The organism is Paenisporosarcina antarctica (assembly GCF_004367585.1).
Lineage (GTDB): Bacteria > Bacillota > Bacilli > Bacillales_A > Planococcaceae > Paenisporosarcina > Paenisporosarcina antarctica.
The window spans coordinates 295,465-318,259 of sequence record NZ_CP038015.1; the positions used below are offsets into that span (position 1 = coordinate 295,465).

General features: G+C 36.9%; 24 protein-coding genes and 1 other annotated feature. Of the genes, 19 read left to right on the forward strand and 5 right to left on the reverse strand.

What is annotated here, in order from left to right; all coding sequences use genetic code 11:
- Positions 1–222 precede the first annotated feature (222 nt).
- Positions 223–978, forward strand: coding sequence for a LysM peptidoglycan-binding and 3D domain-containing protein (locus E2636_RS01520; RefSeq protein WP_134208353.1), 756 nt, complete (start codon positions 223–225; stop codon positions 976–978).
- Between the two features lie 229 nt (positions 979–1,207).
- On the opposite strand, the gene E2636_RS01525 is transcribed toward E2636_RS01520, so the two are convergent.
- The 3 genes from E2636_RS01525 to E2636_RS01535 are packed head-to-tail and all read right to left on the reverse strand — an operon-like array spanning position 1,208 to position 3,912.
- On the reverse strand, positions 1,208–1,873 hold the full coding sequence (locus E2636_RS01525) for a (2Fe-2S)-binding protein (RefSeq protein ID WP_134208355.1): 666 nt from the start codon (positions 1,871–1,873) through the stop codon (positions 1,208–1,210).
- Positions 1,873–2,910, reverse strand: coding sequence for a FecCD family ABC transporter permease (locus E2636_RS01530; protein WP_134208357.1), 1,038 nt, complete (start codon positions 2,908–2,910; stop codon positions 1,873–1,875). The genes E2636_RS01525 and E2636_RS01530 overlap by 1 nt, the downstream gene beginning before the upstream one ends.
- 3 nt (positions 2,911–2,913) lie before the next feature.
- On the reverse strand, positions 2,914–3,912 hold the full coding sequence (locus tag E2636_RS01535; RefSeq protein ID WP_134208359.1) for a FecCD family ABC transporter permease: 999 nt from the start codon (positions 3,910–3,912) through the stop codon (positions 2,914–2,916).
- 118 nt (positions 3,913–4,030) lie between these two features.
- On the opposite strand from E2636_RS01535, the gene E2636_RS01540 reads away from it, so the two are divergent.
- From E2636_RS01540 to E2636_RS01575, 8 genes are all read left to right on the forward strand, one after another.
- Complete coding sequence (locus E2636_RS01540; RefSeq protein ID WP_134208361.1) at positions 4,031–4,978, forward strand: ABC transporter substrate-binding protein; 948 nt, start codon at positions 4,031–4,033, stop codon at positions 4,976–4,978.
- A 164-nt stretch (positions 4,979–5,142) separates the two neighbouring features.
- On the forward strand, positions 5,143–5,343 hold the full coding sequence (locus E2636_RS01545) for a YwbE family protein (protein WP_134208363.1): 201 nt from the start codon (positions 5,143–5,145) through the stop codon (positions 5,341–5,343).
- A gap of 26 nt (positions 5,344–5,369) precedes the next feature.
- Positions 5,370–5,765, forward strand: a complete 396-nt coding sequence (locus E2636_RS01550) for a group-specific protein (protein WP_134208365.1) — start codon at positions 5,370–5,372, stop codon at positions 5,763–5,765.
- Positions 5,766–5,822: 57 nt separating this feature from the next.
- Positions 5,823–6,509 carry a Type 1 glutamine amidotransferase-like domain-containing protein gene (locus E2636_RS01555; RefSeq protein ID WP_134208367.1) on the forward strand — a complete coding sequence of 229 codons (687 nt, stop codon included), beginning with the start codon at positions 5,823–5,825 and terminating at the stop codon, positions 6,507–6,509.
- Between the two features lie 20 nt (positions 6,510–6,529).
- A complete protein-coding gene (locus E2636_RS01560; protein WP_243840760.1) occupies positions 6,530–7,150 on the forward strand; it encodes an FMN-binding negative transcriptional regulator in 621 nt (206 codons plus the stop codon).
- Between the two features lie 12 nt (positions 7,151–7,162).
- Positions 7,163–7,666: a GNAT family N-acetyltransferase gene (locus tag E2636_RS01565; protein ID WP_134208371.1), complete on the forward strand. Its 504-nt coding sequence runs from the start codon at positions 7,163–7,165 to the stop codon at positions 7,664–7,666.
- Positions 7,667–7,737: 71 nt separating this feature from the next.
- Positions 7,738–8,349, forward strand: coding sequence for an NUDIX hydrolase (locus E2636_RS01570; protein WP_134208373.1), 612 nt, complete (start codon positions 7,738–7,740; stop codon positions 8,347–8,349).
- Between the two features lie 501 nt (positions 8,350–8,850).
- Positions 8,851–10,518, forward strand: coding sequence for a hypothetical protein (locus tag E2636_RS01575; RefSeq protein ID WP_134208375.1), 1,668 nt, complete (start codon positions 8,851–8,853; stop codon positions 10,516–10,518).
- Between the two features lie 154 nt (positions 10,519–10,672).
- On the opposite strand, the gene E2636_RS01580 is transcribed toward E2636_RS01575, so the two are convergent.
- Positions 10,673–11,614, reverse strand: coding sequence for a 3-hydroxyacyl-CoA dehydrogenase NAD-binding domain-containing protein (locus E2636_RS01580; protein ID WP_134208377.1), 942 nt, complete (start codon positions 11,612–11,614; stop codon positions 10,673–10,675).
- Positions 11,615–11,826: 212 nt separating this feature from the next.
- Between E2636_RS01580 and E2636_RS01585 the strand changes: the two genes are divergently transcribed.
- The 5 genes from E2636_RS01585 to serA all read left to right on the forward strand — a co-directional run bounded on the left by E2636_RS01585 (position 11,827) and on the right by serA (position 18,121).
- A complete protein-coding gene (locus E2636_RS01585; protein ID WP_134208379.1) occupies positions 11,827–12,561 on the forward strand; it encodes an SDR family NAD(P)-dependent oxidoreductase in 735 nt (244 codons plus the stop codon).
- Between the two features lie 21 nt (positions 12,562–12,582).
- Positions 12,583–13,011, forward strand: coding sequence for an NUDIX hydrolase (locus tag E2636_RS01590; protein WP_134208381.1), 429 nt, complete (start codon positions 12,583–12,585; stop codon positions 13,009–13,011).
- A 427-nt stretch (positions 13,012–13,438) separates the two neighbouring features.
- Complete coding sequence (locus tag E2636_RS01595; protein WP_243840710.1) at positions 13,439–14,911, forward strand: DASS family sodium-coupled anion symporter; 1,473 nt, start codon at positions 13,439–13,441, stop codon at positions 14,909–14,911.
- 172 nt (positions 14,912–15,083) lie between these two features.
- Positions 15,084–15,320: a binding site (T-box leader), on the forward strand.
- Positions 15,321–15,373: 53 nt separating this feature from the next.
- Entirely contained in the window at positions 15,374–16,534 is a 1,161-nt protein-coding gene (locus tag E2636_RS01600; protein WP_134208385.1) for a pyridoxal-phosphate-dependent aminotransferase family protein, read from the forward strand.
- Positions 16,535–18,121: a phosphoglycerate dehydrogenase gene (gene serA / locus E2636_RS01605; RefSeq protein WP_134208387.1), complete on the forward strand. Its 1,587-nt coding sequence runs from the start codon at positions 16,535–16,537 to the stop codon at positions 18,119–18,121.
- An 89-nt stretch (positions 18,122–18,210) separates the two neighbouring features.
- Here the strand turns inward: serA and E2636_RS01610 are convergent, their stop codons facing one another.
- Complete coding sequence (locus E2636_RS01610; protein ID WP_134208389.1) at positions 18,211–18,996, reverse strand: HAD family hydrolase; 786 nt, start codon at positions 18,994–18,996, stop codon at positions 18,211–18,213.
- Between the two features lie 246 nt (positions 18,997–19,242).
- Between E2636_RS01610 and E2636_RS01615 the strand changes: the two genes are divergently transcribed.
- The 5 genes from E2636_RS01615 to E2636_RS01635 all read left to right on the forward strand — a co-directional run bounded on the left by E2636_RS01615 (position 19,243) and on the right by E2636_RS01635 (position 22,700).
- Complete coding sequence (locus tag E2636_RS01615) at positions 19,243–19,710, forward strand: hypothetical protein (RefSeq protein WP_134208391.1); 468 nt, start codon at positions 19,243–19,245, stop codon at positions 19,708–19,710.
- Positions 19,711–19,712: 2 nt separating this feature from the next.
- A complete protein-coding gene (locus E2636_RS01620; RefSeq protein ID WP_134208393.1) occupies positions 19,713–20,171 on the forward strand; it encodes a GNAT family N-acetyltransferase in 459 nt (152 codons plus the stop codon).
- Positions 20,172–20,250: 79 nt separating this feature from the next.
- On the forward strand, positions 20,251–21,570 hold the full coding sequence (locus E2636_RS01625) for an RNA/DNA-binding domain-containing protein (RefSeq protein ID WP_243840711.1): 1,320 nt from the start codon (positions 20,251–20,253) through the stop codon (positions 21,568–21,570).
- 5 nt (positions 21,571–21,575) lie between these two features.
- Positions 21,576–21,947, forward strand: coding sequence for a YobA family protein (locus E2636_RS01630; protein WP_134208398.1), 372 nt, complete (start codon positions 21,576–21,578; stop codon positions 21,945–21,947).
- Positions 21,948–22,061: 114 nt separating this feature from the next.
- Positions 22,062–22,700 (forward strand): pentapeptide repeat-containing protein, encoded by a 639-nt coding sequence (locus E2636_RS01635; RefSeq protein WP_134208400.1) that lies wholly within the window; start codon positions 22,062–22,064, stop codon positions 22,698–22,700.
- Positions 22,701–22,795: the final 95 nt, after the last annotated feature.

The window sequence follows — 22,795 nt, forward strand, 5'->3', positions numbered from 1 at the left end:
ATTATCCGACAATTATAGACATTATTACCTATAATTATTAAATAATTATTTGTGGGTACTTTTTCTATAAGAATAATGTGGGCATATAGGTATATATTACAAATGTAACAGAAAGCTCAATCTTGTCATGTAATTGATAAGTCCTTCACGCTTTTTCGTAACGCTCCTGTCATCTTAGGATGCTATGATGATGGTCGTTAGTGAAAAGGAGGAAATTCATTTATGAAAAAGAAAATCGTTGCACTAACTGCAATTGCAGCACTATCAGTAGGAGCAGCAGGCCAAGCATCTGCATCAGGAGTTCATACGGTACAATCAGGAGATACATTATGGTCTATTTCACAAGGCAATAATGTTAGCGTAGCAGATTTACAAGCTTGGAACGAGTTAAATTCTACTCTTATATATCCTAAACAAGAGCTCAAGTTAGCAGATAAGGTAGCACACAAGGTAGCAGAGAAGTCGGGGAAACATGTTGTAGTTAAAGGTGATACGCTTTATAAAATAGCCTTGACACATAATATTTCATTGGATGACTTAATGAATTGGAATAACATTTCAAGTGATTTAATCTTCCCAGGTAATGTGTTTGTATTGCAAGGAACTTCAGCGCCAGTACAAACAACAACAGCACCTGCACCAGCTAAAACAACTCAAGCTTCTGCACCTGCACCAACTTCATCTACTGCAAAAGAGATGACAGTAACAGCAACAGCATATACTGCTTATTGCGCAGGGTGTTCAGGAACAACTTACACGGGTATTGACTTGCGTTCAAATCCAAACCAAAAAGTTATCGCAGTAGATCCATCAGTGATCCCACTTGGATCACGTGTATGGGTTGAAGGTTACGGAGAAGCAATCGCAGGAGATATTGGTGGCGCGATTAAAGGCAACATCATAGATGTCTTTATGGCAGATCAACAAGACGCTCTTAACTGGGGTCGTCAAACAGTAAATATTAAAATATTAGATTAATTTAATTGATTGAGAGAAGAAAAGATGAGCCTTGTGCTCATCTTTTTTTGTTTTAAAGAGGAATTGAAGTGAAACGGTGTTCAGATGTAAAAAAATAACGTTGTATAGTGAAAAATCTGTCTTTTATTCTAACTAGAATTAAAAGATTTAACTTTACGTAAGCAAAATTCCTAGAAATCAGTTAATACAAAAAACAAGCTTGAGAGATTGCTCTCTCAAGCTTGTTTTGTTATCTTGGGCAAGTTTTACACGTTTTTACAGCGTCATGTGTTTGATAATATAGGCAACATGTTTTACGTAAAGTACTTCGTCCAGATTCATATAAAGCGATTGGATGTAGCTTTTTAACTCCGAATTCTAAAGCCGATGATTCTATTAACTGCTGAAAAGTAATGTTATCTTGAAGTTTAGAAATGAAAATCCATCTAATGTAGATACATATATTTTCAAATAATACAACACGTGAGATGCCTTTTTCTTTCGCGAGTAATTCAACGATAGGAACGATAGTTTGAGCATACAACTCTTGCTTGATCCATTCTACTGTAGACTGGTAAGGTTCTGCCGTTTCGAGAGGAAACGAATAAACAGGTATCCAACTAGTATTTGTTGACTCTACGGCAATCGTTACAAATGTGCATACTTTAGGGTGTATCAAAATAGCGTGTTTGTTACGAGCATAAATCATAAGAGCGGCTATGTATCCAATTCTTTTTGCCGTCATCGAAGCAGCGTGTGCGCGTGTTGGACTACCGAATTCAGTCGTCAATCGAGTTAGATGTTGATTGAGAGATGGTTCATGAAATAAATCGGATAGTGTTAATGTGTGTAATGCAAGTTGATCTTGATGCCAACGGAAATTTTCGACCATGTCTTCCAAGATAGCCCTCTTCATTAAGTACCACCCTTTTTGCGTCCTGTCATTAATAAGAAAATAAAATAAGGTGCTCCAACAGCAGCCGTCCAAACACCAGCTGGAACTTCAATCGGAGCAAATGCAACACGTGCAATCCAGTCAGCAATAAGAACAAGAAGCGCACCAATTCCTGCTGAAAATAAAACCATGGATTGAAATTTTGGTCCAACGATTCTTCTTGCAATATGTGGAGCGAGCAAGCCTACAAATCCGATACCTCCAGCAAAGGCAACAGCTACTCCGGTTAGTCCAGTACTTACTAATAGTAATAAAATTCGGTTTAGTTGAACACGAGACCCAACTCCTGTTGCAATTTCATCTCCAAGTTCTAAAATATTCATTTGTCTACGTAACAAGAGAGAAATTGTGATAAATAATAACGCCCAAGGCATAATGACAAAAACTTGCGACCAATTTGCCCCGTATATGCTTCCAGTCGTCCAAATTGTAGCTTGGCTTGCACGATAAATGGGTCCCATTAATATCCATACAGTTGTGCCAGCTTGCATAAATGCGGCGACTGCAATCCCTATTAACAAGAGTCTAAACGGGGCAATCCCATTCTTCCATGACAATAAGAAAACAACTAATGCAGTCAAAGTAGCACCCAAAAAGGCGAATAATGGCAACCACTGAATACTCACAGTTAATGAATTATTGTCATCTGAGAATAGAGTTAAAAATAAAACAACAGCGAAAGAAGCACCTGCTGTGATTCCTATTAAATCAGGTGAAGCAAGTGGGTTTTTCGTAATACCTTGTAAAATTGCCCCGGATACGGCTAGTGACATTCCGACAAAGAGAGCCATCACGATGCGAGGTAACCTAAAGTCGATTAAAACAGTTCGGTCAAATTCATCTCCGAAACCAAATAGAGCAGCAACTACTTTCGTTGGAGATAATGGGAATTCTCCAGAACCAGCTGATAATAACATGACCGTAACGACGGCAAGGAAAACAATAATTGTGGCAAAGAAGGGATGGCGAGTAAAATCAAGTCGATTGAATATTTTCATTTGTTATATCCCCAACTTTCTGCGCGCCACAAAAATAAAGAAAGGCACCCCAATGAGAGCAGTCATAACACCTACTGGTAACTCTCGAGGCATTAATACATAGCGCCCTCCTATATCTGCAAGCAGTAAAAGAGCTGCGCCACCCATAGCAGAATAAGGAAGAATCCAACGATGATCGAGTCCAACTAATGACCGGATTAAATGTGGAATGATAATACCAACGAATCCAATAGGACCAGCAACCGCGACAGCAGATCCAGCCAAAACAACAGCACATGCGCCGAAGAAAAACTTAATCCAAGCTGTTCGTTGACCAAGACCTACTGCAACGTCATCCCCAATACTTAATACATTCAATTCTTTCGCACGTACAAAAGCTAGCAATAGAGCAACGACCATATAAGGTAACGCGTTAACCAGTAGATCGAGTGGGCGATTAGCTACTGAACCGGCTAACCAGAATAATACTTGATCAAGAGCGGTTTCATTTAAAACTAATAATCCTTGGGTAAACGATGCAAATAATGCTGTAATTGCGGAACCTGCCAGGGTTAATTTAAGTGGTGTAAGACCTTCGCGACCAGTGCTACTTAAGATGAATACAAGTGAAAAAGCAAAAGTTGCTCCTGCAAAACTAAGCCACATGTAGGATTGTAAACTTTGAACAGACAAAAAAACGACCCCTACAACGACAAAGAAACTGGCCCCAGCATTAACACCAAGAATACTTGGTGAAGACAGTGGGTTTCTCGTGATGGACTGCATAATGGCACCTGAAACACCAAGACATGCACCAACGAAGGCTGCGATCACTGCGCGAGGAAACCGTACATCACGAATAATTATATGCTCATTTGAAGTAGTCGGATGAAAAAAAGCCAAGAACGCATCTGCCCAAGTGGTATTGGTATATCCATAAACCAAACTAGAACTCATTAAAATAAGGATGGTCATGATGCCGATAGCAACACCCCAACTACGTGTAATATTTGTATGTAACATATAAGACCTCTGAATTTTTTATTTAAAAAACACTTGTTGACAAGTAAAATCGTATCATATAAAGTACTAACTGTAAATGATTTTCATTCTCAATTGGATGATAAAAAGGAGAAAGATTATGAAGAAATTAGGTATTTTATTAATAGCTTTCATGCTACTAATTTTAGCAGCATGTGGTGAAACACAAGAAAAACCTGCGACAAGTGGTGAAGATACAGCAAAAGAGGAAAGTTACACAGTTACACATGCAATGGGAGAAACAACGATTAAAGCTGAGCCAAAACGTATCGTTGTGTTGACAAATGAAGGAGTAGAAGCTGTCCTAGCAATGGGCGTAACACCTGTTGGAGCTGTTGAAGCCTTTACAGGAGATACGTGGTATAAACATACAGCTGACCAATTAAAAGATACAAAAACAGTTGGTAACGAATCAGAACCTTCACTTGAAGCGATTGCAGCTCTTAAACCAGATTTAATAATTGGAAACAAAATGCGTCAAGAAAAAATTTACGATCAGTTGAGCAAAATAGCTCCAACTGTATTCGCCGAAACATTACGCGGAGACTGGCAAGAAAATTTCAGTCTATATTCAAAAGCAATTAATAAAGAAGACGTAGGACTAGAAAAATTGGATGCATACAATAACCGCATTGAAGATTTAAAAGTAACTTTAGGTGATCAAACGAAGCAAAAAGTATCTATGGTGCGCTTTATGGCAGGTGATGTACGTATTTACCATAAAGACTCATTCTCAGGTGTAATTTTAGAACAACTTGGCTTTGCACGTCCTGCTGAGCAAGATTTACCTGATTTCGCAGAAAAAGGTGTAACAAAAGAACGAATTCCAGCCATGGATGGCGACATTATGTTCTATTTCACTTATGAAACTGGCGATAAGGAAGCGACAAAATTAGAAGATGAGTGGATTAACGATCCTCTGTTCCAAAACCTTGAAGTTTCAAAAGCGAAAAAAGTATTTAAAGTAGATGATGTTATCTGGAACACAGCAGGTGGTTATTTAGCTGCTGATTTAATGCTTGATGACTTGGAAACGCATTTCAAATAATTAAATTAGCTAGACACTACTTAAATGGACAAAACTAAAAGGTAAGTTATTTTAATGAAAAAAACTTAAAAATATTATTCAAGAACTAGTGTTTTGACATTATTAATTGTCAAAATACTAGTTCTTTTTATGATAAAATAGAAAGAAAGAAAGGGTGAATAATCATGGCAAATGGTCAAATTCGTGCAGATGTGAAACCTGGCTTACAAGTTAACGTAATTTTGAAAAATGATCAACGCTCAGGTGTTAAAACAACAGGCATAGTTAAAGATTTACTAACCAAATCGCCAAAACATCCTCACGGCATTAAAGTCCGTTTAGAAGATGGACAAGTTGGTCGCGTATGTGACATTTTATCTACTTAATTGATCTATTTAAGGGTGGAAAATACATGAATTTTTACGTGGCATCTAGTTTTCAAAACAAAGAAGTCGTTAGAGAGGTGTCATTCCAACTCAAGAAACTTGGGTGGCATCATACATATGATTGGACACAAAATGAACAGGCAAATTCACTTGAAGACTTACAAAAAATAGGAATGCTTGAAAAACAAGCAATTGCAGATTCAAATGTCGTCGTGGTGCTTTTACCTGGTGGAAAAGGAAGTCATATTGAACTTGGACTGGCAATTGCAGGACAAAAAAAGATTTTCCTCTTTTCGCCGAACTTAGAAGCGATGAATATGGAAACGACCAGCACGTTTTATCAACTACCCGAAGTGCAGATTTGCTTAGGGTCGATTGAGGAGTTAATTTCAACAGTCATTATTAAAGGGACCACAAAATAGAATGACAAGTAATCTTCAATACAAAATCGGAAAATAATTAGGATGGGGGATGACGAAATGAGACAAGTTATTGCTTTAGGTGGTGGCGGCTTTTCAATGGAGCCAGAGAACCCTCTACTGGACCGATATATATTAAAACAATGCAAAAAAGTAAATCCTAAGATTTGCTTTATTGCAACGGCAAGTGGTGATGCAGAGGAATATATCGAACAATTTTATGACTTCTTTAAAATGGAAAAGTGTGAACCTACACATCTTTCTTTATTTAAACCACATACGCGAGATATTAAGAAATTTATTATGAATCAAGATATTATTTACGTTGGTGGTGGCAATACCAAAAATTTAATGGCACTGTGGCGTGAGTGGGAACTCGATATAGCCATTCGTCAAGCCTACGACAATGGTACGATTCTTGCTGGGTTGAGTGCAGGCTCACTTTGTTGGTTTGAAGAAGGAGTAACAGATTCTTATGGTTCTGGACTTGAACCCATATCATGTCTTGGCATACTGCGAGGTAGCCACTGTCCTCACTATGATGGTGAAGAAAATCGAAGACCCGCTTATCAAAAGTTCATAAAAGAGGGAAGTATCATAAGTGGTTTTGCAGCAGATGATGGAGTGGCTCTTCATTTTATTGATGAAGAATTGGATTGTATTGTAAGCTCTCGCCCAACTGCCCACGGTTATCGCGTGGATAAAGATAAAGAAACACAATTATCCACACTATATTTAGGTTTATAGCAGAGAAAGTAGGGGTTAATATTTACATCCCATCATATTTTGAAATGAAAAATCGACAAGAAATAGACGAAGTAATAACTGCCCACGGGTTTGCGACTTTAACATCTATTCATCAAGGCTCATTAACAGCTACACATCTTCCGTTGCTGTTAAGTCATGATAAAACTGAACTAATTGGTCATTTTGCAAAAGGAAATCGACAATGGGTTGACTTGGAAGACCAAGAAGTATTGGTTGTGTTTCAAGGACCCCATTGTTACATTTCACCATCTTGGTATGAAAACCACAACACTGTTCCAACATGGAATTATGTAACGGTTCATGTAAAAGGGAAAGTTCAACTCATGAAAGAGGATGATCCACGACTATGGCAATCAATGGTCGAATTAACCGAAAAGTACGAAGAACCTTCAAGTAAATATTCTTTACATGATGTCGAACCAGGGTATATATCCTCTTTATCAAAAGGCGTTGTTGGATTTGTTGTTTCTATCGATAACATTCAAGGGAAAGCAAAGTTAAGTCAAAACCATTCTAATGAGCGAGTAGAGCGCGTAATTGCTGCTCTAACAAAGATAGATAAATCCCATGAACAAAATATTGGGGAATGGATGGAAAAGACATCACTACCTATAGAATAGTGGGGCAGAAAAATGAAGATTCGTAAACTAATAGGAGAAGATGCTGAAGTCTATTGGAATTTGAGACTTGAAGCATTACAACAAAATCCGGAAGCTTTTGCAACTACTTATGAAGATGCGATATCAAGATTAAACCCTTTGAAACGAGTAGCAAGTAATTTGGATGCCATAGAGGCTGCAACAATTGGTGTATTTATCGATAACGATTTAGTTGGAATAATGACAATTGCAGAAGAAGCAGCCCCTAAACTTCGTCACCGATTGAATTTGTTTGCTGTATACGTAACTCCTAGAGTGCGTGGTAAACAAATAGGATCGGCTCTTTTGCATGCAGTAATTGATCATGCAAAAGAATTGCCACATGTGGAAAAAATTAATTTAACTGTCGTATCAACAAATATACAAGCAATTCGATTATATGAAAAAGCTGGTTTTATAGCTTTTGGTATAGAGCAACATGCAATGAAAACTGGCGATACATATGTAGATGAAGTTTACATGAGTCTGGAATGGTAGATGAATAAATAAGCAGAGCAAAAAGCAATTCGATATACCAGGATAAATTAATTAAAATGTGGTGATTAAATATGGAGCAAGAATACCTCTCAATTTTTGATGAAAAACATCAAAAGGTTGGAAAAAATACGAGGTCATTTATTCATAAACATGGTCTTTGGCATGAGACATTTCATTGTTGGTTTGTCTATATTGAAAATGGTGTACCTTATCTTTATTTTCAACAAAGAAGCAAAGTGAAAGAAGATTTTCCCGGTCTTTTCGATATTACGGCAGCAGGACACATACTCGCCAACGAAACTGTGAATGATGGAATTCGTGAAGTGAAAGAAGAACTTGGCATCAACATGAGCATGGAAGAACTCCAATCCATCGGCATTATTAAAGATAGTATTTTGCAAGAAGGGTTTATGGATAATGAATTTGCGCACACATTTATATACATTACAGAAAATAAGCATCTCCCCTTTCATCTACAGGAAGAAGAAGTAAGCGGCATATTCTCTTCACCGTTAGCCGAAGTTGCAAGATTATACGACAAGAAGGTTGCACACATTTCGTTACAGTGCATCCATTCAAAAAATGATGACCTAATAGCAATAAATGCCACACTAAAAGATTTTGTCCCACATGGCACCGGGTATATAAATACAGTCTTGATGAGTGCGATACGAATAAAATGAGTAACGTATAAGTTAATGATTGTCATTGTTGATAACTTTTTTTAATTGGAATTGAGCACATAATATTGGATAAATAGAAAAAGAAGCTAATCATCACTATTTATATGAGTGAATATTAGCTTCTTTAATTGTTTGTATTGGAGGAAATTCTTACTTATCACAATTTGAAAAAATAGGGTGAAAGGGAATAAAACGTGTGCGAACGGGAATAAATCAAATTAAACAAGAATAAACTGCGTTTGAACGAGAATAAACCAATTGTGAACAGGAATAAATCACTTTAAACGGGAATAAACAACTGTACACTGAGGATTATTCCTATGTGTGCATCCAGTATGTTCAATATAAAAGTCCGGAAGCGCCGAATGTGTTCTTGGGGGGAGTCGTTCAGTAGTTTCACAAGCTAACAGTCACTTTTATGTTAATTAATAGATTCATCGAAACTTTTGGTTGATGTCATCCGTATTAAGAAGTAGAACATCTAAGAAATGAGGAATTCACATGGGATTAACTTTACTATATAGCATTGGAGTGGCAATTGTTTCAGCACTTTTAATCATGCCACTTACATTGCCGAAAGAAAAACGCAAAGGGATTGTTGCGGGAATCATTGGCTCAGCGGTTGTGTTAGCAATCATTGTCTTTACACTTTATTATGTAACGAATATAGATCGAAATCCATCCGCACTATGGCCACTTGCGATTTTGGTAACCGGGATTGGCGCTTTTTCAACAAAAGGTAAAGAACAACGTGTGAAAGGTGTGCTATTCTTAGCAGCCATTGTCTTTGGAGGCTATATGTTAAGCGCTGTTTTATTTAATGCAGATGAAAAATTTGAGTCTGCACAAATGAAACAAGAAGTTGAAATTGAAGCATTTGATGAAACTGAAACTCCAGCAAGTGTTCCGCCGAAATTTGCTCGAAATAAAATGAAAAAAGCTTTTGGTCAAGTTCCAAATACGAGTTACTACGAATTAGGTAGTTTGCAAATACAAAAAGTAAATGATGAATATGTCTATATTGCACCAGTTGAATTCTCTGGATTTTTCAAGTGGTTTAATGGAGATACGACACCAGGATATTTCACAATGAATGCAACTAACTCTTCAGATAATCCGAAGTTTATTAAAGAAGAAATGACCTATACACCATCATCATTCTTTCAAAAGAATGTCGCGCGTCATCTACGTTTAGAAATGCCGGAAGCGATTTTCAATGGAGCCATGCAGCTTGAAATTGATGATGAAGGAAAACCTCATTATATCCGTACATTCGGGGAATTTGTTTCTGCTCGAAACGGTTTTGAAGTAACTGGAGTAGCTGTGGTGGAGCCGCAAACTGGTGACATCAAAGCATATGCTCTAGATGAAGTGCCAGCCTTTATAGATGGAGCAGTTTCACCAGAAACAGTAAGTTTACAAAATAGTTACTTTGGTAACTATATACACGGATACTTGAACAGTAAATTTAGTAAGAAGGATGTGAGATTGCCTTCTGATGAAGGAACCGAAGCAAATGTCAGCCCTGTATTTAACGAGAAAGGAGAAATGTTCTACTTCACTGATTTCACGAGTCCAAAAGAAGGCGTTGATTCCATGCTTGGGTATTCTTTAACGGATGCACGAACCGGAGAAGCCACATATTTCACAGGGAATATGGAAGAATCTTATATGGATTCACAAGGTGCATTACAAATTATTGAAAAGAAATTTATTGAGAAAAAATGGTCAGGAGAAATGCCAATTCTATATAATTTTTATGGGGAGGCAAGTTGGTTAACACCTGTACTAGATGCGAATGGCTTCTTGCAAAACTATTTTATTGTTTCAGCTGCAAATCCTGAAATATCTACTTTTGCAAACACGCCAAACGAAGCATTAAAGTTATATAAAACGGCATTACAACGAGGCGTTAGTAGTGTAGATGGTAGTTCGAATGCAGAAGAAGAAAAGGTTAGTGGTACAGTCGAACGTGTGTACAAAGAGCGTGTCGGTGAATTCACAATCGTGTCATTCTTGCTAAATGATGGAACCAATTACTTGGTCTCCAGCGAAATATCACCGCTAGTGGTTTACTTAGAAGTGGGGGATAAAGTAACTGTGACGTATTTAAATACGGAGGAGTTATTTCTACCTGTAAAAGAGTTATCGATAACTGAATTGGACTAAGAAAATGGCTGTCTCAGATTAATGAGACAGCCATTTTTTGTAATTAATTATAAAAATATAATTTTTTGTCAAAGTACATACTAGAGCACTATAGGAGTCGAACTAGTAAACGCTTCTATGCTTTTTTAAGTGAAATGTTGCCCTCCCACTTTTCTTAATCACGTACTTTTAATATGGCCATTTGTTTTTGATCACGTATTTGAGCATGCTCATCAATCGTCTTGTGATTATAGGATTCTCGAGATTTTGTTGCTAAACGGGAGATGACCTCTTCATTCATCATAAGATTACCTTGTGCCGCCCAGCTTTTTTCCATCGTTGATCCTAAGTGACGCATAAATGCTTCCATACCGCCATGACCACCGCCTAAATGCATGCCGAGCATTGGTCCAGAGGCTGCCCAGCGTAAGCCGATCGAATCTTTCACGATTTCATCGACATCTTCCATTTTAACAACGCCTTCATCCACTAAATACATAGCTTCACGCAACATTGCAAACTGCAAACGGTTTGCTACAAAGCCGAACACTTCTTTTCGTATGAGCTGTGGTGCTTTTCCAAGTGCTTTATAAAAGAGCAGTGCATCTTCAACAGCTTCATTAGAAGTGAACTTGCCCGGCACCACTTCGACCAGTGGCATCACAAGTGGTGGATTAAACGGATGCCCAATTAGCATACGACTCTTATCTTTCATAGATGCTGAAATATCACTTGCTGGAATTGTCGATGAAGATGACAGTAACAATGTATGTGGATTAATGTAGCTTTCAATGTCAGTAAACAATTGTTGTTTCAGTTCTAATTTTTCTGGCCCGTTTTCTTGAATAACCGCTGCACCAGTTATAGCTTGTTGTAAGTCATCGCCTATTGATAAACGCAACTCAAAGCCATTTTCTGGAAGTCCAAGTAGTGATAAAGTGGAACCAATGGACTTGAAATGTTGATCAACTACTTCTTGCAAATCAGTTCTTGGATCAAATAATCGCACAGTTAATCCATGAGCTAAAAACAAAGTTGCCCATGAAAGTCCAATTGTCCCGGCACCAATTACTGTGACGGGATTAAAGCGTTGTAAGTCACTATGTATGTGTGTCATTGTTCAACCTCCTTAATCGTTGTTCATACATGTTTACATGTTATTATTATTATTATTACATAAATATCATCGGAAAAGAGTGGATGTGGTAAGGTGTTTAGTTTTAGTGGAATACCGGAATGGTTTTATATTCTTGTTGTTGTGGTGGTCGTTGGGATTGTATTAGTTAACGAATGGTGGACACGTTAATATAAATTGAAAGGTGGATTACTATGAATCAAGCACAGGTCGTTATCGTTACAGGTGCTTCGCAAGGTATTGGGCGGGGAATTGCGGAAGCTTATGTGGCAAAAGGAGCACAAGTAATCATTGCTGATATGAATGAGGAATTAGGAACAGAAGTTAGTGATCAACTTGTGCGTAGTGTTTTTATAAAAACGGATGTTCGAAAAGAAGAAGATGTTAAACGTTTAATGGGGCAAACAATTGCTAAATTCGGGCGCATCGATATTTTAATTAATAATGCAGGGAAGAGTGATTTTAAGCCTTTGTTCGAGTTATCAATAACAGAATGGGACGACCTGATAAATACTAATTTAAGAAGTGTTTTCTTGTGTTCTCGTGAAGTAGCTTTACACATGCGCAAGCAGGATAGTGGTGGAGCTATCGTGAATATTTCTTCTACCCGTGCAACGATGTCGGAACCAAATTCTGAAGCATATGCTGCAACCAAAGGTGGGATTATAGCCATTACTCACGCACTTGCAGCGTCTCTGGCTGAACACCACATTACAGTCAATTCTATATCACCAGGTTGGATTGAAACCGGTGATTATAGTGAACTTCGAGATATTGATCACGTACAACATTTATCGGGGCGAGTAGGCAAACCTTCAGATGTTGCTAAAGCATGCCTGTATTTAACGGATCCCCAAAACGATTTTGTCACAGGCATTGATTTAGTTGTGGATGGTGGAATGACACATAAGATGATTTACGAACATTAAGTTGAGTAAGGAGGAACATCGATGTTTAAGTGGAAAGGTGCCTCGGGTGTGTGCATCAATGAAGACAACCAAGTATTAGTGGTATTGCAAGCAGCCCATGATGAAGAGCCAAAATGGACTGTTCCTTCAGGTGGACTTGAAGACAATGAGACGTTTGAACAATGCTGTGTTCGTGAATTTCGGGAAGAGACAGGCTTGAAAGTGAAGGTCGTATCAAAACTTAAAGATAAGAATGGGACCAACGAGGAATATAAAATTACATATGAGTTGCAGTATTTTCAAGTGAAAGTAGTAAGTGGGGATTTAATCGTGCAGGATCCTGATGAATTCATTTTAGATATAGCTTGGAAGTCTGTTGAGGAATTAGATCAATTGAAAATGAGCTATCCAGAAGATGTTGAATTCTTAAAAGAATTATTGGAAAACCAAGCTGGAAATAATTTTGAGTAGAGACAACTTACGGGAAGTTACTGTTAAAAAATACATAAGGTTAATAGAATCGAAAACAATTAAATAGAAAAAAGAAAACTTTCTAAGAACTCTTTAGAAGGTTTTTTCCATTTATTTGACTGTATGAAAATACTTCTGACCATTCTTAACAAAAGCATAAAAAGAAAGGCTTAATAATGTACAAATTAAGAATAATATAGTTACTAGTTCGTAAATATTTAGATCATGTTGCGATATTTACACGAAATAAGAACATAATGGAAGGGTAATACATTCACAAATTCTAGTTAGAAAATAGCTAAAAGTAATAGCCAGTAGATTCTTTCTTATTATGTGTATCCAAATCTGTTTAATGTCTTTAAATTTATTTTGAAAATTTTTTAAAAATAGTAGGAAAGGGTTGGTTGTAATGACTTCTGAAATACCAATGCCAAGGAAACAAGAAAAGAAAAATAGTAAGCCTCTTTGGATTATTCTTGCATTCATCGTCTTAATCACTATTGTTTTATTGCCAAATCCAGAGGCCTTGCCTGTAGCAGGACAGCGAGGATTAGCAATTTTAGCATTTGCCGTTATTTTATGGGTAACGGAGGCAGTCTCCTATCCCGTCAGTGCTGCCATGATAATTGGATTAATCGCTATACTTTTAGGGCTTGCTCCGAGTATCGATGATCCATCCATCATGCTGGGAACAAAAAATGCACTTAAAATGGCTTTAGGTGGATTTAGTAATCCGGCTGTCGCTTTAGTAGCTGCTGCTTTATTTTTAGCTACTGCCATGCAAGCAACTAATTTACACAAGCGACTTGCTTTATGGATTTTGTCGAGAGTTGGAACGAAAACTGGAAGTATTGTGTTTGGTGCTATTTTAGTTTCAATCGTATTAGCATTTTTTGTTCCTAGTGCGACCGCACGTGCTGGTGCTGTTGTCCCAATTCTCCTTGGGATGGTTGCTGCATTTGGACTTCCAACAAATAGTCGATTGGGTGCTTTGCTTGTTATTACAGCTGTTCAGTCTGTATCAATTTGGAATGTCGGAATTAAAACGGGTGCTGCTCAAAATATGGTGGCTCTAGGATTTATCGAAAAAGAATTTGGTGTTACCATTTCTTGGAGTGCCTGGTTTATGTACGCAGCGCCATGGTCGATTATCATGTCAGTTATTTTGTATTTCATTATGATGAAAATAATTAAACCTGAAACTAAAGTGGTAGAAGGCGGAACAGAATTGGTTGTTGGCCAATTAAAAGAACTAGGACCGCTTAAATCTTCTGAACTTCGTTTAATAATAGTTTCTGTGCTTCTCCTATTCTTTTGGGCAACAGAAGAAAAATTGCATCCATTTGATACAACAACTGTCACCATTATTGCAATTGCCTTTTTATTAACCCCCAAAATAGGGGTATTTGATTGGAAAACAGTTGAAAAACTAATTCCCTGGGGAACAATTTTGGTTTTTGCAGTTGGTATTTCGCTTGGAACGATCCTTTTAGATACACAAGGTGCACAGTGGCTTTCAGATAAAGTATTTGGTTCAATGGGACTTGATGAGATGCCGATTTTGGCAACCATTGCCTTGTTAGCACTATTTAATATTTTAATCCATTTAGGATTTGCTAGTGCCACCAGTTTATCGTCAGCTCTGATACCGATCTTTATCGCTTTAACAACAACCATTGCGCTTGATGTGAATGAAATTGGTTTTGTGTTAATTCAACAATTTGTCATTAGTTTTGGTTTCTTATTACCAGTAAGTGCTCCTCAAAATATGTTGGCATATGGGACAGGTGCTTTTACCGTCAAAGATTTCTTGAAATCCGGTGTACCCTTAACGATTGCTGGTTATTTACTCATTTTGTTATTTAGTGCAACTTATTGGAAATGGATAGGATTGTTATAATATCACCAACAAAAGATGCTCAGATTAGTGAACATCTTTTGTTGGTATAAATAGACAATAAATTAATTATAAATATTTATTTTTAAAGTAAACGGTTACATTGATTAAATAGGAGAAATGCGTGTTGACAATTATCTGAATTTTGTTATTCTTAATGAAATTCCATACTTATTAAAATATGTTGATGAAGATACGCCTTATGGGTTTGAAATCTTTAGAGAGCTGATGGTTGGTGAGAATCAGCGATTTCTACATAATGTAGCACTTTTGAATAGATGAGTTGAATCCTTATTTGTAAGCTCATTCGCTTCATGCACGTTAAGCATGTTAACCAATGAGGCTACACTCTGTTAAAAAGGGTAGCAAAAAAGGGTGGTACCGCGTAAGTTACAAACTTTTCGCCCCTTACACTAGTAAGAGGAGGAAGGTTTTTTTGGTTTTAAAAACGAGAGGAGAATGATTATGTTAGCTGATCAACAAATTCTACGAATTCCAGGACCAAGCCCGATACCACCAAGTGTTCAACGTGCTATGACTCAACCTATGATTGGGCACCGAGGACAAAATACGTCTGATATGCTAAGAAAAATAGGACCCAAATTGAAGGCGATCTTTGGGACTTCACAAGAAGTAGCCATCATTACAGGAAGCGGGACAGCTGGTTTAGAAGCTGCTGTAGTAAACGTAGTTAAGCCAGGTGATGAGGTATTAGTTATTGTTACAGGGGCTTTTGGGGACCGTTTCGCAAAAATTTGTGGAGCATACCAGATTAACTATCAAAGAATTGATGTTGAATGGGGCAAAGCGTTAAACCCTGCCGCAATTAAATCTTACTTACAAGAACACCCACAAATAAAAGCTATTTTCTCTACATATTGTGAAACTTCGACCGGAATTTTGAATCCAATTAAAGAATTAAGTGAAGCTGTTCGACAAGTAAGTGACGCTTTGATTGTTGTAGACGGGGTTTCGTGCGTTGGTGGTGTAGATACTCAGATGGATGAGTGGGGAATTGATGTCATGGTAACGGGCTCTCAAAAAGCATTCATGCTACCTGCAGGATTAACTTTTGTAGCTGCCAGTGAACGAGCGTGGAAGGTAATTGAGCAAAATGACCAACCTCGTTTTTACTTGGACTTAAAAAAATATCGTGATAACTTAATAAAAGATACAACACCTTTTACACCTGCATTATCTTTACTATTTGGGCTGGAACAAGTTTTAAACTTAATAGACGAAGAAGGACTAGAACAAGTTTACAAAAGGCATACATTGATGATGCAGATGACACGCGCGGCTTTTCATGCAATGGGAATCCCTTTATTGACAAGTGATGAGCATGCTTCTCCTACAGTCACAGCTGTAAAACCGAATGATTTTGATGCGGAAGAACTTCGGAAAGTATTGAAAAAAGAATTTGGACTATCTATTGCAGGAGGCCAGCAACATTTAGCGGGCAAAATAGTTCGAATCGGACATATGGGTTACTGTTCACCAGCTGATGTTCTTCAAATTATTAGTACGGTGGAAATTGGATTACAGTTAATTGGAAAAGAGATTGTATTAGGCACGGGAACAGCTGCAGCTCAAAAAATTTACTTGAATCAAGGAGTGTTAGTCTAAATGGCTTTTAATATATTAATCAGTGATCCGTTAAGTGAAGAAGGAATCTATCCGCTAAGACAGGCGGAGGGAATGAATATTGTCATCGAAACGGACTGGTCACCAGAGGAATTGGCAAATCGTATTAATGATTTTGATGCTTTGCTCGTTCGAAGCCAAACCCAAGTTACGTCTGATATTATTGCCAAAGCAACTAAGTTGAAAATCATAGGTCGTGCAGGAGTAGGTGTAGATAACATCGATTTAAATGCAGCTACGGAACAAGGAATCATTGTCGTCAATGCACCTGATGGGAACACCAACTCTGCTGCTGAACATACGATGGCTATGCTGATGTCACTTGCAAGAAAAATACCACAAGCATTTCATGCCTTGAAAAACAATAAATGGGATCGTAAGACGTACGTAGGAGTTGAACTAAAAAACAAAACTCTTGGTGTCATAGGTCTTGGTCGAATTGGTGCGGAGGTAGCTGCTAGAGCGCAAGGGCAACGAATGAATGTAATTGCCTATGATCCTTTTTTAACGGCTGAAAAAGCTCTGAAGATGGGCATTGACTTTGGTTCTGTAGAAGATGTACTGCGAAAAGCAGACTTTATTACAGTTCACACGCCTCTAATGAAAGAAACAAAGCATTTAATTAATGCAGAAGCATTTAAAATAATGAAAGACGGTGTTCAAATTATCAACTGTGCTAGAGGAGGCATTATTGATGAGGAGGCATTGTATGATGCCATCGTTTCTAAGAAAGTGGCTGGGGCAGCTTTAGACGTTTTTGAACAAGAACCAGCTGTCAATCATAAGCTCCTTACTCTTCCTGAAGTAATAGCGACACCACATTTAGGGGCAAGTACAATTGAAGCACAGGAAAGTGTTGCGGTAGACGTAAGTCAAGATGTCGTTAATTTCCTAAATGGTGGACTGGTTCGAAATCCGGTCAATCTTCCATCTGTCTCAAAAGAAATTATGAAAAAAATTGAGCCATACTTTGATTTATCTGAGAAATTAGGCGCGTTTGTTATTGGATTAACAAACGAAGTAATTGAAGAAGTTAATATTTATTATTCTGGTGATTTAGCAGATTTTCAAGTGAGCCCATTGACTCGCAACACGTTAAAAGGAATTTTGAAACGTAATCTTGGTGATCATGTGAATGAAGTGAATGCGAAATTCTTTGCAGATCGTATTGGGATTCAGGTCAACGAACACAAATCATCTGCTTCAAAAGGATTCACGAATTTATTAACTGTCGAAGTGAAAACAGAGACCGGTACTAGAAAAGTCGCGGGTACTCTTTTAAATGGCTTAGGAGCGCGTATTGTTAAAGTAGATAACTATCTTGTAGATGTTATTCCTGAAGGACATATTGTATTTATTAAACATACTGACCAACCGGGTGCAATTGGCCGTGTAGGTACATTGTTGGCAAAAGAAAACATCAATATTGCCACGATGCAAGTAGGACGATCAGCGCTTGGTGGAGATGCGATTATGATGTTAACAATTGATAAACACATCGAGCCGAATGAAATTGCACGATTGAAAGAGTTAGAGGACATTGATGATGTCACTGCGATTGATTTATAGAAGGTTGAAAATAAACAAATAACAAAAAAGTATGGAAAAATCATTATTGATTTTTCCATACTTTTTTATTACCCTTTTAAAGACTTAGACTATAAGTTTTCTAAAATCGAAAATAGCTCTTCCAAGTTAGTGATTTCGTATGTAGGTTTTACCTCTTTATCCGGCTGTTTGAGTTCTCTATTTATCCATACCGAGCGGATACCTGCTCGAGAGGCTCCTAAAATATCAGTCATTAAGTTATCTCCAACCATAATGGCTTCATCTGCTTGTAAGTTACTTTGAGAGAGAGCAAATTCGAAAATGGAAGGATCAGGTTTTCCTCTACCGAATGCGCCTGAAATAATAATATGCGTAAAGTAAGGCGCAATTTCTGATGTTATTTCAAGTTTGGTCTTTTGCAATGTAGGAGAACCATTGGTTAAGAGTACAAGCTGGTAATAATCTTTAAGACGTTCAAGCACTTGGAATGTTTCTTTGTATATGAACGGGTTAGCTTTCCGAGCTTTAGGAAAATACTCAGCTAATTGTTTTCCAAGTTCTGGATCGTCAATATCCATTCTACGTAATCCTCTGGTCCATGCTTCTATGCGATATCCAGGAACAATTTCTTTCATTTTCTGAAACTGTTCACCTACATCATCAAATGTACCCCATAATCCTTCAAATGGATTAATACCAATCATTTTAGTAAATGGAAAGGTCTCATAAGAGGCATAGAGTTCGCTTGCTTCAAACCTAACAGCTTCTTCTAAAAGGGCAGGGTCAATTTGAAGTTTTTTTGCGGCAAATTGGCAAGTTTCCTGAAATGCAACTTCTACACTTTTTTTATCCCACAATAATGTATCATCTAAATCGAAAATAATTGTTTTTATCACAAATGGACACCTCCTTAATATAATTGATAGAGAAAAATCTTAGGTAAATATCGATGAAATGAATAATATGACTGAAATATTCACAAAATAATACTTTCAGAAGTCATAAATAATTTCACTATTTTTTCAAAATTCACTTTCATATATGACTGTGATTATAGCTGTTATTGTTTTATAGTGTCAACAAAATTTACCGTGTTCATGTGCTATAATTAGCCAAAGAACCATTATGAAAAGAGGATTATTATGTTAACATTTGAACAAAAACAAGTAATTATTGAATCATTTCCTGAACTAACGAAAAAAGATGTTTCGTTAAAGCGTGTGAACTATCACTTTGAAGGTAGTTTATATGATAAAAAAATAGTCATTTATCACCTACACCCTAACGGTAATGGTTTTGTATTTGTTGGAGATTTGAAAAAATACGAATCAGACAATAAAGGAATGACTAACATTCGTGAAGCGACGGAAGTTGAGTTACGTGAGATGATTGCAGATTCAATTGGCATCTTGTCTGAAGAAGAACAGTTTGAAGAAGAAGTTGTAGAAGAGCAAGTGTGGATGAATGCTGAAGGACAAGAATTGAAACTTGTTCATGAAGACACTCTTTGGAATATTTATCACTCACACAATTTGGAAGAAAGCCATGAGTCATTTGGTGAAGCTGAAGAGTACTTATTAAGTGAAGGCTTCGAACTTTCTTCAAAATAATGATGTTAATTCGTAAATTAAACCCTGGTGAAACTCCTCCATGGGAGTTATTAGAACTTGCTGATCCTTGTCGTATAATTGTAGAAGGATATATAAAAAGTAGCACGATCTATGTAGGTGAAGAGTCAGGCGAAGCTATCGCTGTATATGTGCTTAAAGAAACGCTAAAAGTTGTAGTAGAAATCATGAATGTCGCTGTCCATGAAGATTTTCAAGGAAAAGGACTAGGAAAACAATTAATTTCTCATGCAATTGAAGAGGCTTCTAAAAGAGGATATGCACAACTAGAAATAGGGACAGGCAATTCAAGTATTCATCAATTAAAGCTGTATCAACAATGCGGATTTCGTATTGTGGGTGTCGATTTCGATTATTTTACCCGAAGCTATGATGAACTGATTTATGAAAATGGATTGCTATGTCGCGATATGATTCGCTTATGTTACACATTTGAGAGCTAGGGAAGTTAACTAGCTCTTTTTTATATTGGAGCATTTAAACTTTTATCGATATACTAGAAATAACAATTATCGATAGGTGGTGAACGGATTGACTATTGAATATAAAGATAAAGTAACGAACAAGCTGTATAGAGAAGTTATTGCTTTTGCAAATGGAACAGGTGGCACCATAAAGATTGGAATGAGCGATGAAAAAAACATTTTAGGATTAGAAAATCCGTTAGCAGAGGAAAATGCAGTGTATGACCAATTGAGTAAAATGGTAGAGCCTCTTCCTCTAGTTGAGATCATTCAAGAACATATAGATGGCAAAGTTATTTTAGAGGTGAGAGTCACAGCAACTGAACACGTCTACCGTCAAAGAGATACGTTATTTGGAGACCTCTATGTTCGATATGGCTCAAAAAAACAATTGTTAAAAACAGCAGATGAAGTTCATGGTTTTCTGCGCTTACGTTATTTAGACGAATCGGAAAATGCACTAACCAACACTACTTTCCGTACAAAAGATTTTTCAGGTCTGATTGATATTATTCAGAATGCGAATACCACAACAGATAGATTTAAAAATATGCAAAAAAATTTAGAAGATGTTCTATCTTCTTACAATATTATTAGATGGAATAATGGTGAATTTGTTCTAACAAGATTAGGTTCATGGTTAGCTGATTCTTCTCATACACGCTCAGTATTATTGCAATACAGTGGAGACAGGTCTACTTCATTTTGCCAACAAGTGAGTGATTTTTCTGGATCAATTGTAACTCAAGTCAGTAGAATTATGACGATGTTACAGACAGTCCAATCTTTATATCCTAGAGAGCTCGTTCAACAGAGTGTTGTTAATGCGTTTGTTCATCGAGACTACTCTATCGAAGGTGATGTATCTGTTATTATTTTTGCCAATCGTATGGAAATATCATCACCTGGAACTTTAATAGAAGGTTTATCAATGGAGTCAATAAAAAAAGGAGCACGAATTGTCCGCAGAAATCCACTTTTACATGCACTGTTTGTTGACCTTGGTTTAACTGATGGGCGTGGTGACGGAATACGTCAAATTATAGATAGTTATAGTGAAGGTGATGAGAAACCAAAAATTTCTGTTCAGAAAGATAGCATAAGCGTCAGGCTTCCTAGAAAAGAACAAGTCGAAAAAGTAAGTAATAATAACCAGCGAACATCAACTCATAAAGAAATAACACATGAGGATGCTATACTCTCCTATTTACTTGAGCATAAACATGCGAAAAATGTAGACTTACAAAAAATATTAGGTGTTTCTCCATCTCGCGTAACTCAAATAGTTCGTGATATGGTTACGAAGAACCAACTCGTAGCAATAGGAGAGCGAAAAGGACGTATATATACACTAGCCAACACAAAACAGGAGGAATGAGAAGTATGAAAGGCAAAAAAGCCGTAATTTTAGTCGTACTCTTATCGCTCATTGCTATAGCAGCTGTCGTAGTATCAATTACGATATTTTTTCAAAATAACCCAACACAATTTGGTTCTTCAATGTCAATAGAAGGCACAGTTGCCAAAATAGATGATACACGTGTGTTAGTAATAAGTGGTAAGGATGCAACAGATTTAGATGGGCAAACAGAACAAGAAATGCTCAAAGAAATCGATGAGGCAATATGGTTTACACTGTCAATGGATCAATTGAAAATTGTAAAAGAGTTTGACTCTGTTCGTGTCGCATATAGTCAAATCGATCAATCGTTTCCAGGACAAGCTAGTGCAGATAGGATAGAAAAAATTAAGTGAAAATAAGAACGATTAATGTCATGAGAAAATTAATTTTTATAGAAATTAAGGTTTTATTACACATTTTAGAGTAGGATGAAAAGATTAATAGTAACCTATAAGAGGTGTACAAGTTTGAAAATAGATAAGCCGAAAATCCCGTCACTACTCGAAGAATTAGATGTTTCGACTATAATTGACGTAGAGGAAGAGAGATTTATTTCCCGGGGAATTGTGTCGTATTGGAACGTTTTAGAATTACCAGAGAACAAAATAAGTTTTGATCAAGTACATTTCCGTGACGTGGTTTTTGATGGAGTTCGTTTTGATCAAGTGGAATTTATCGATTGCAAGTTTGAACGCTGTGACTTGTCCAATGTTGATTTTGGAGAATCTGTGTTTCATCGAGTGGAGTTTTACCAGTCTAAACTTGTAGGAATACAGTGCACACAAAGTCGATTTGGACATGTTGTAATGAAGAATTGTGTGGCAAACTATGCTGCATTTAGTTTTAGTAAAATGAAACGAGTGAAGTTTCAGCAAACTACGTTTAATAAAGCCGATTTTTTTGAATGTATATTTGAAAAAGTGGAATTCCATGAATGTGAATTAGATGGTTCCAACTTTACAGAAACGAGTTTAGAGAATATTGATTTAAGCACATGTACATATGAACAACTAACGGTGAGTGTAGAAAAATTGTCAGGATGTACGGTCTCACCAGAACAAGCGATGGGATTCGCAAAATCACTAGGGCTACTTATAAAAGATTAAAAGCTACCACACTCACAATAAGAGTATGGTAGCTTTTTTTGGAATAAATAAATTTTTTGAAAAATGAAACTTTTATCAAATGAAATCGTAAATAT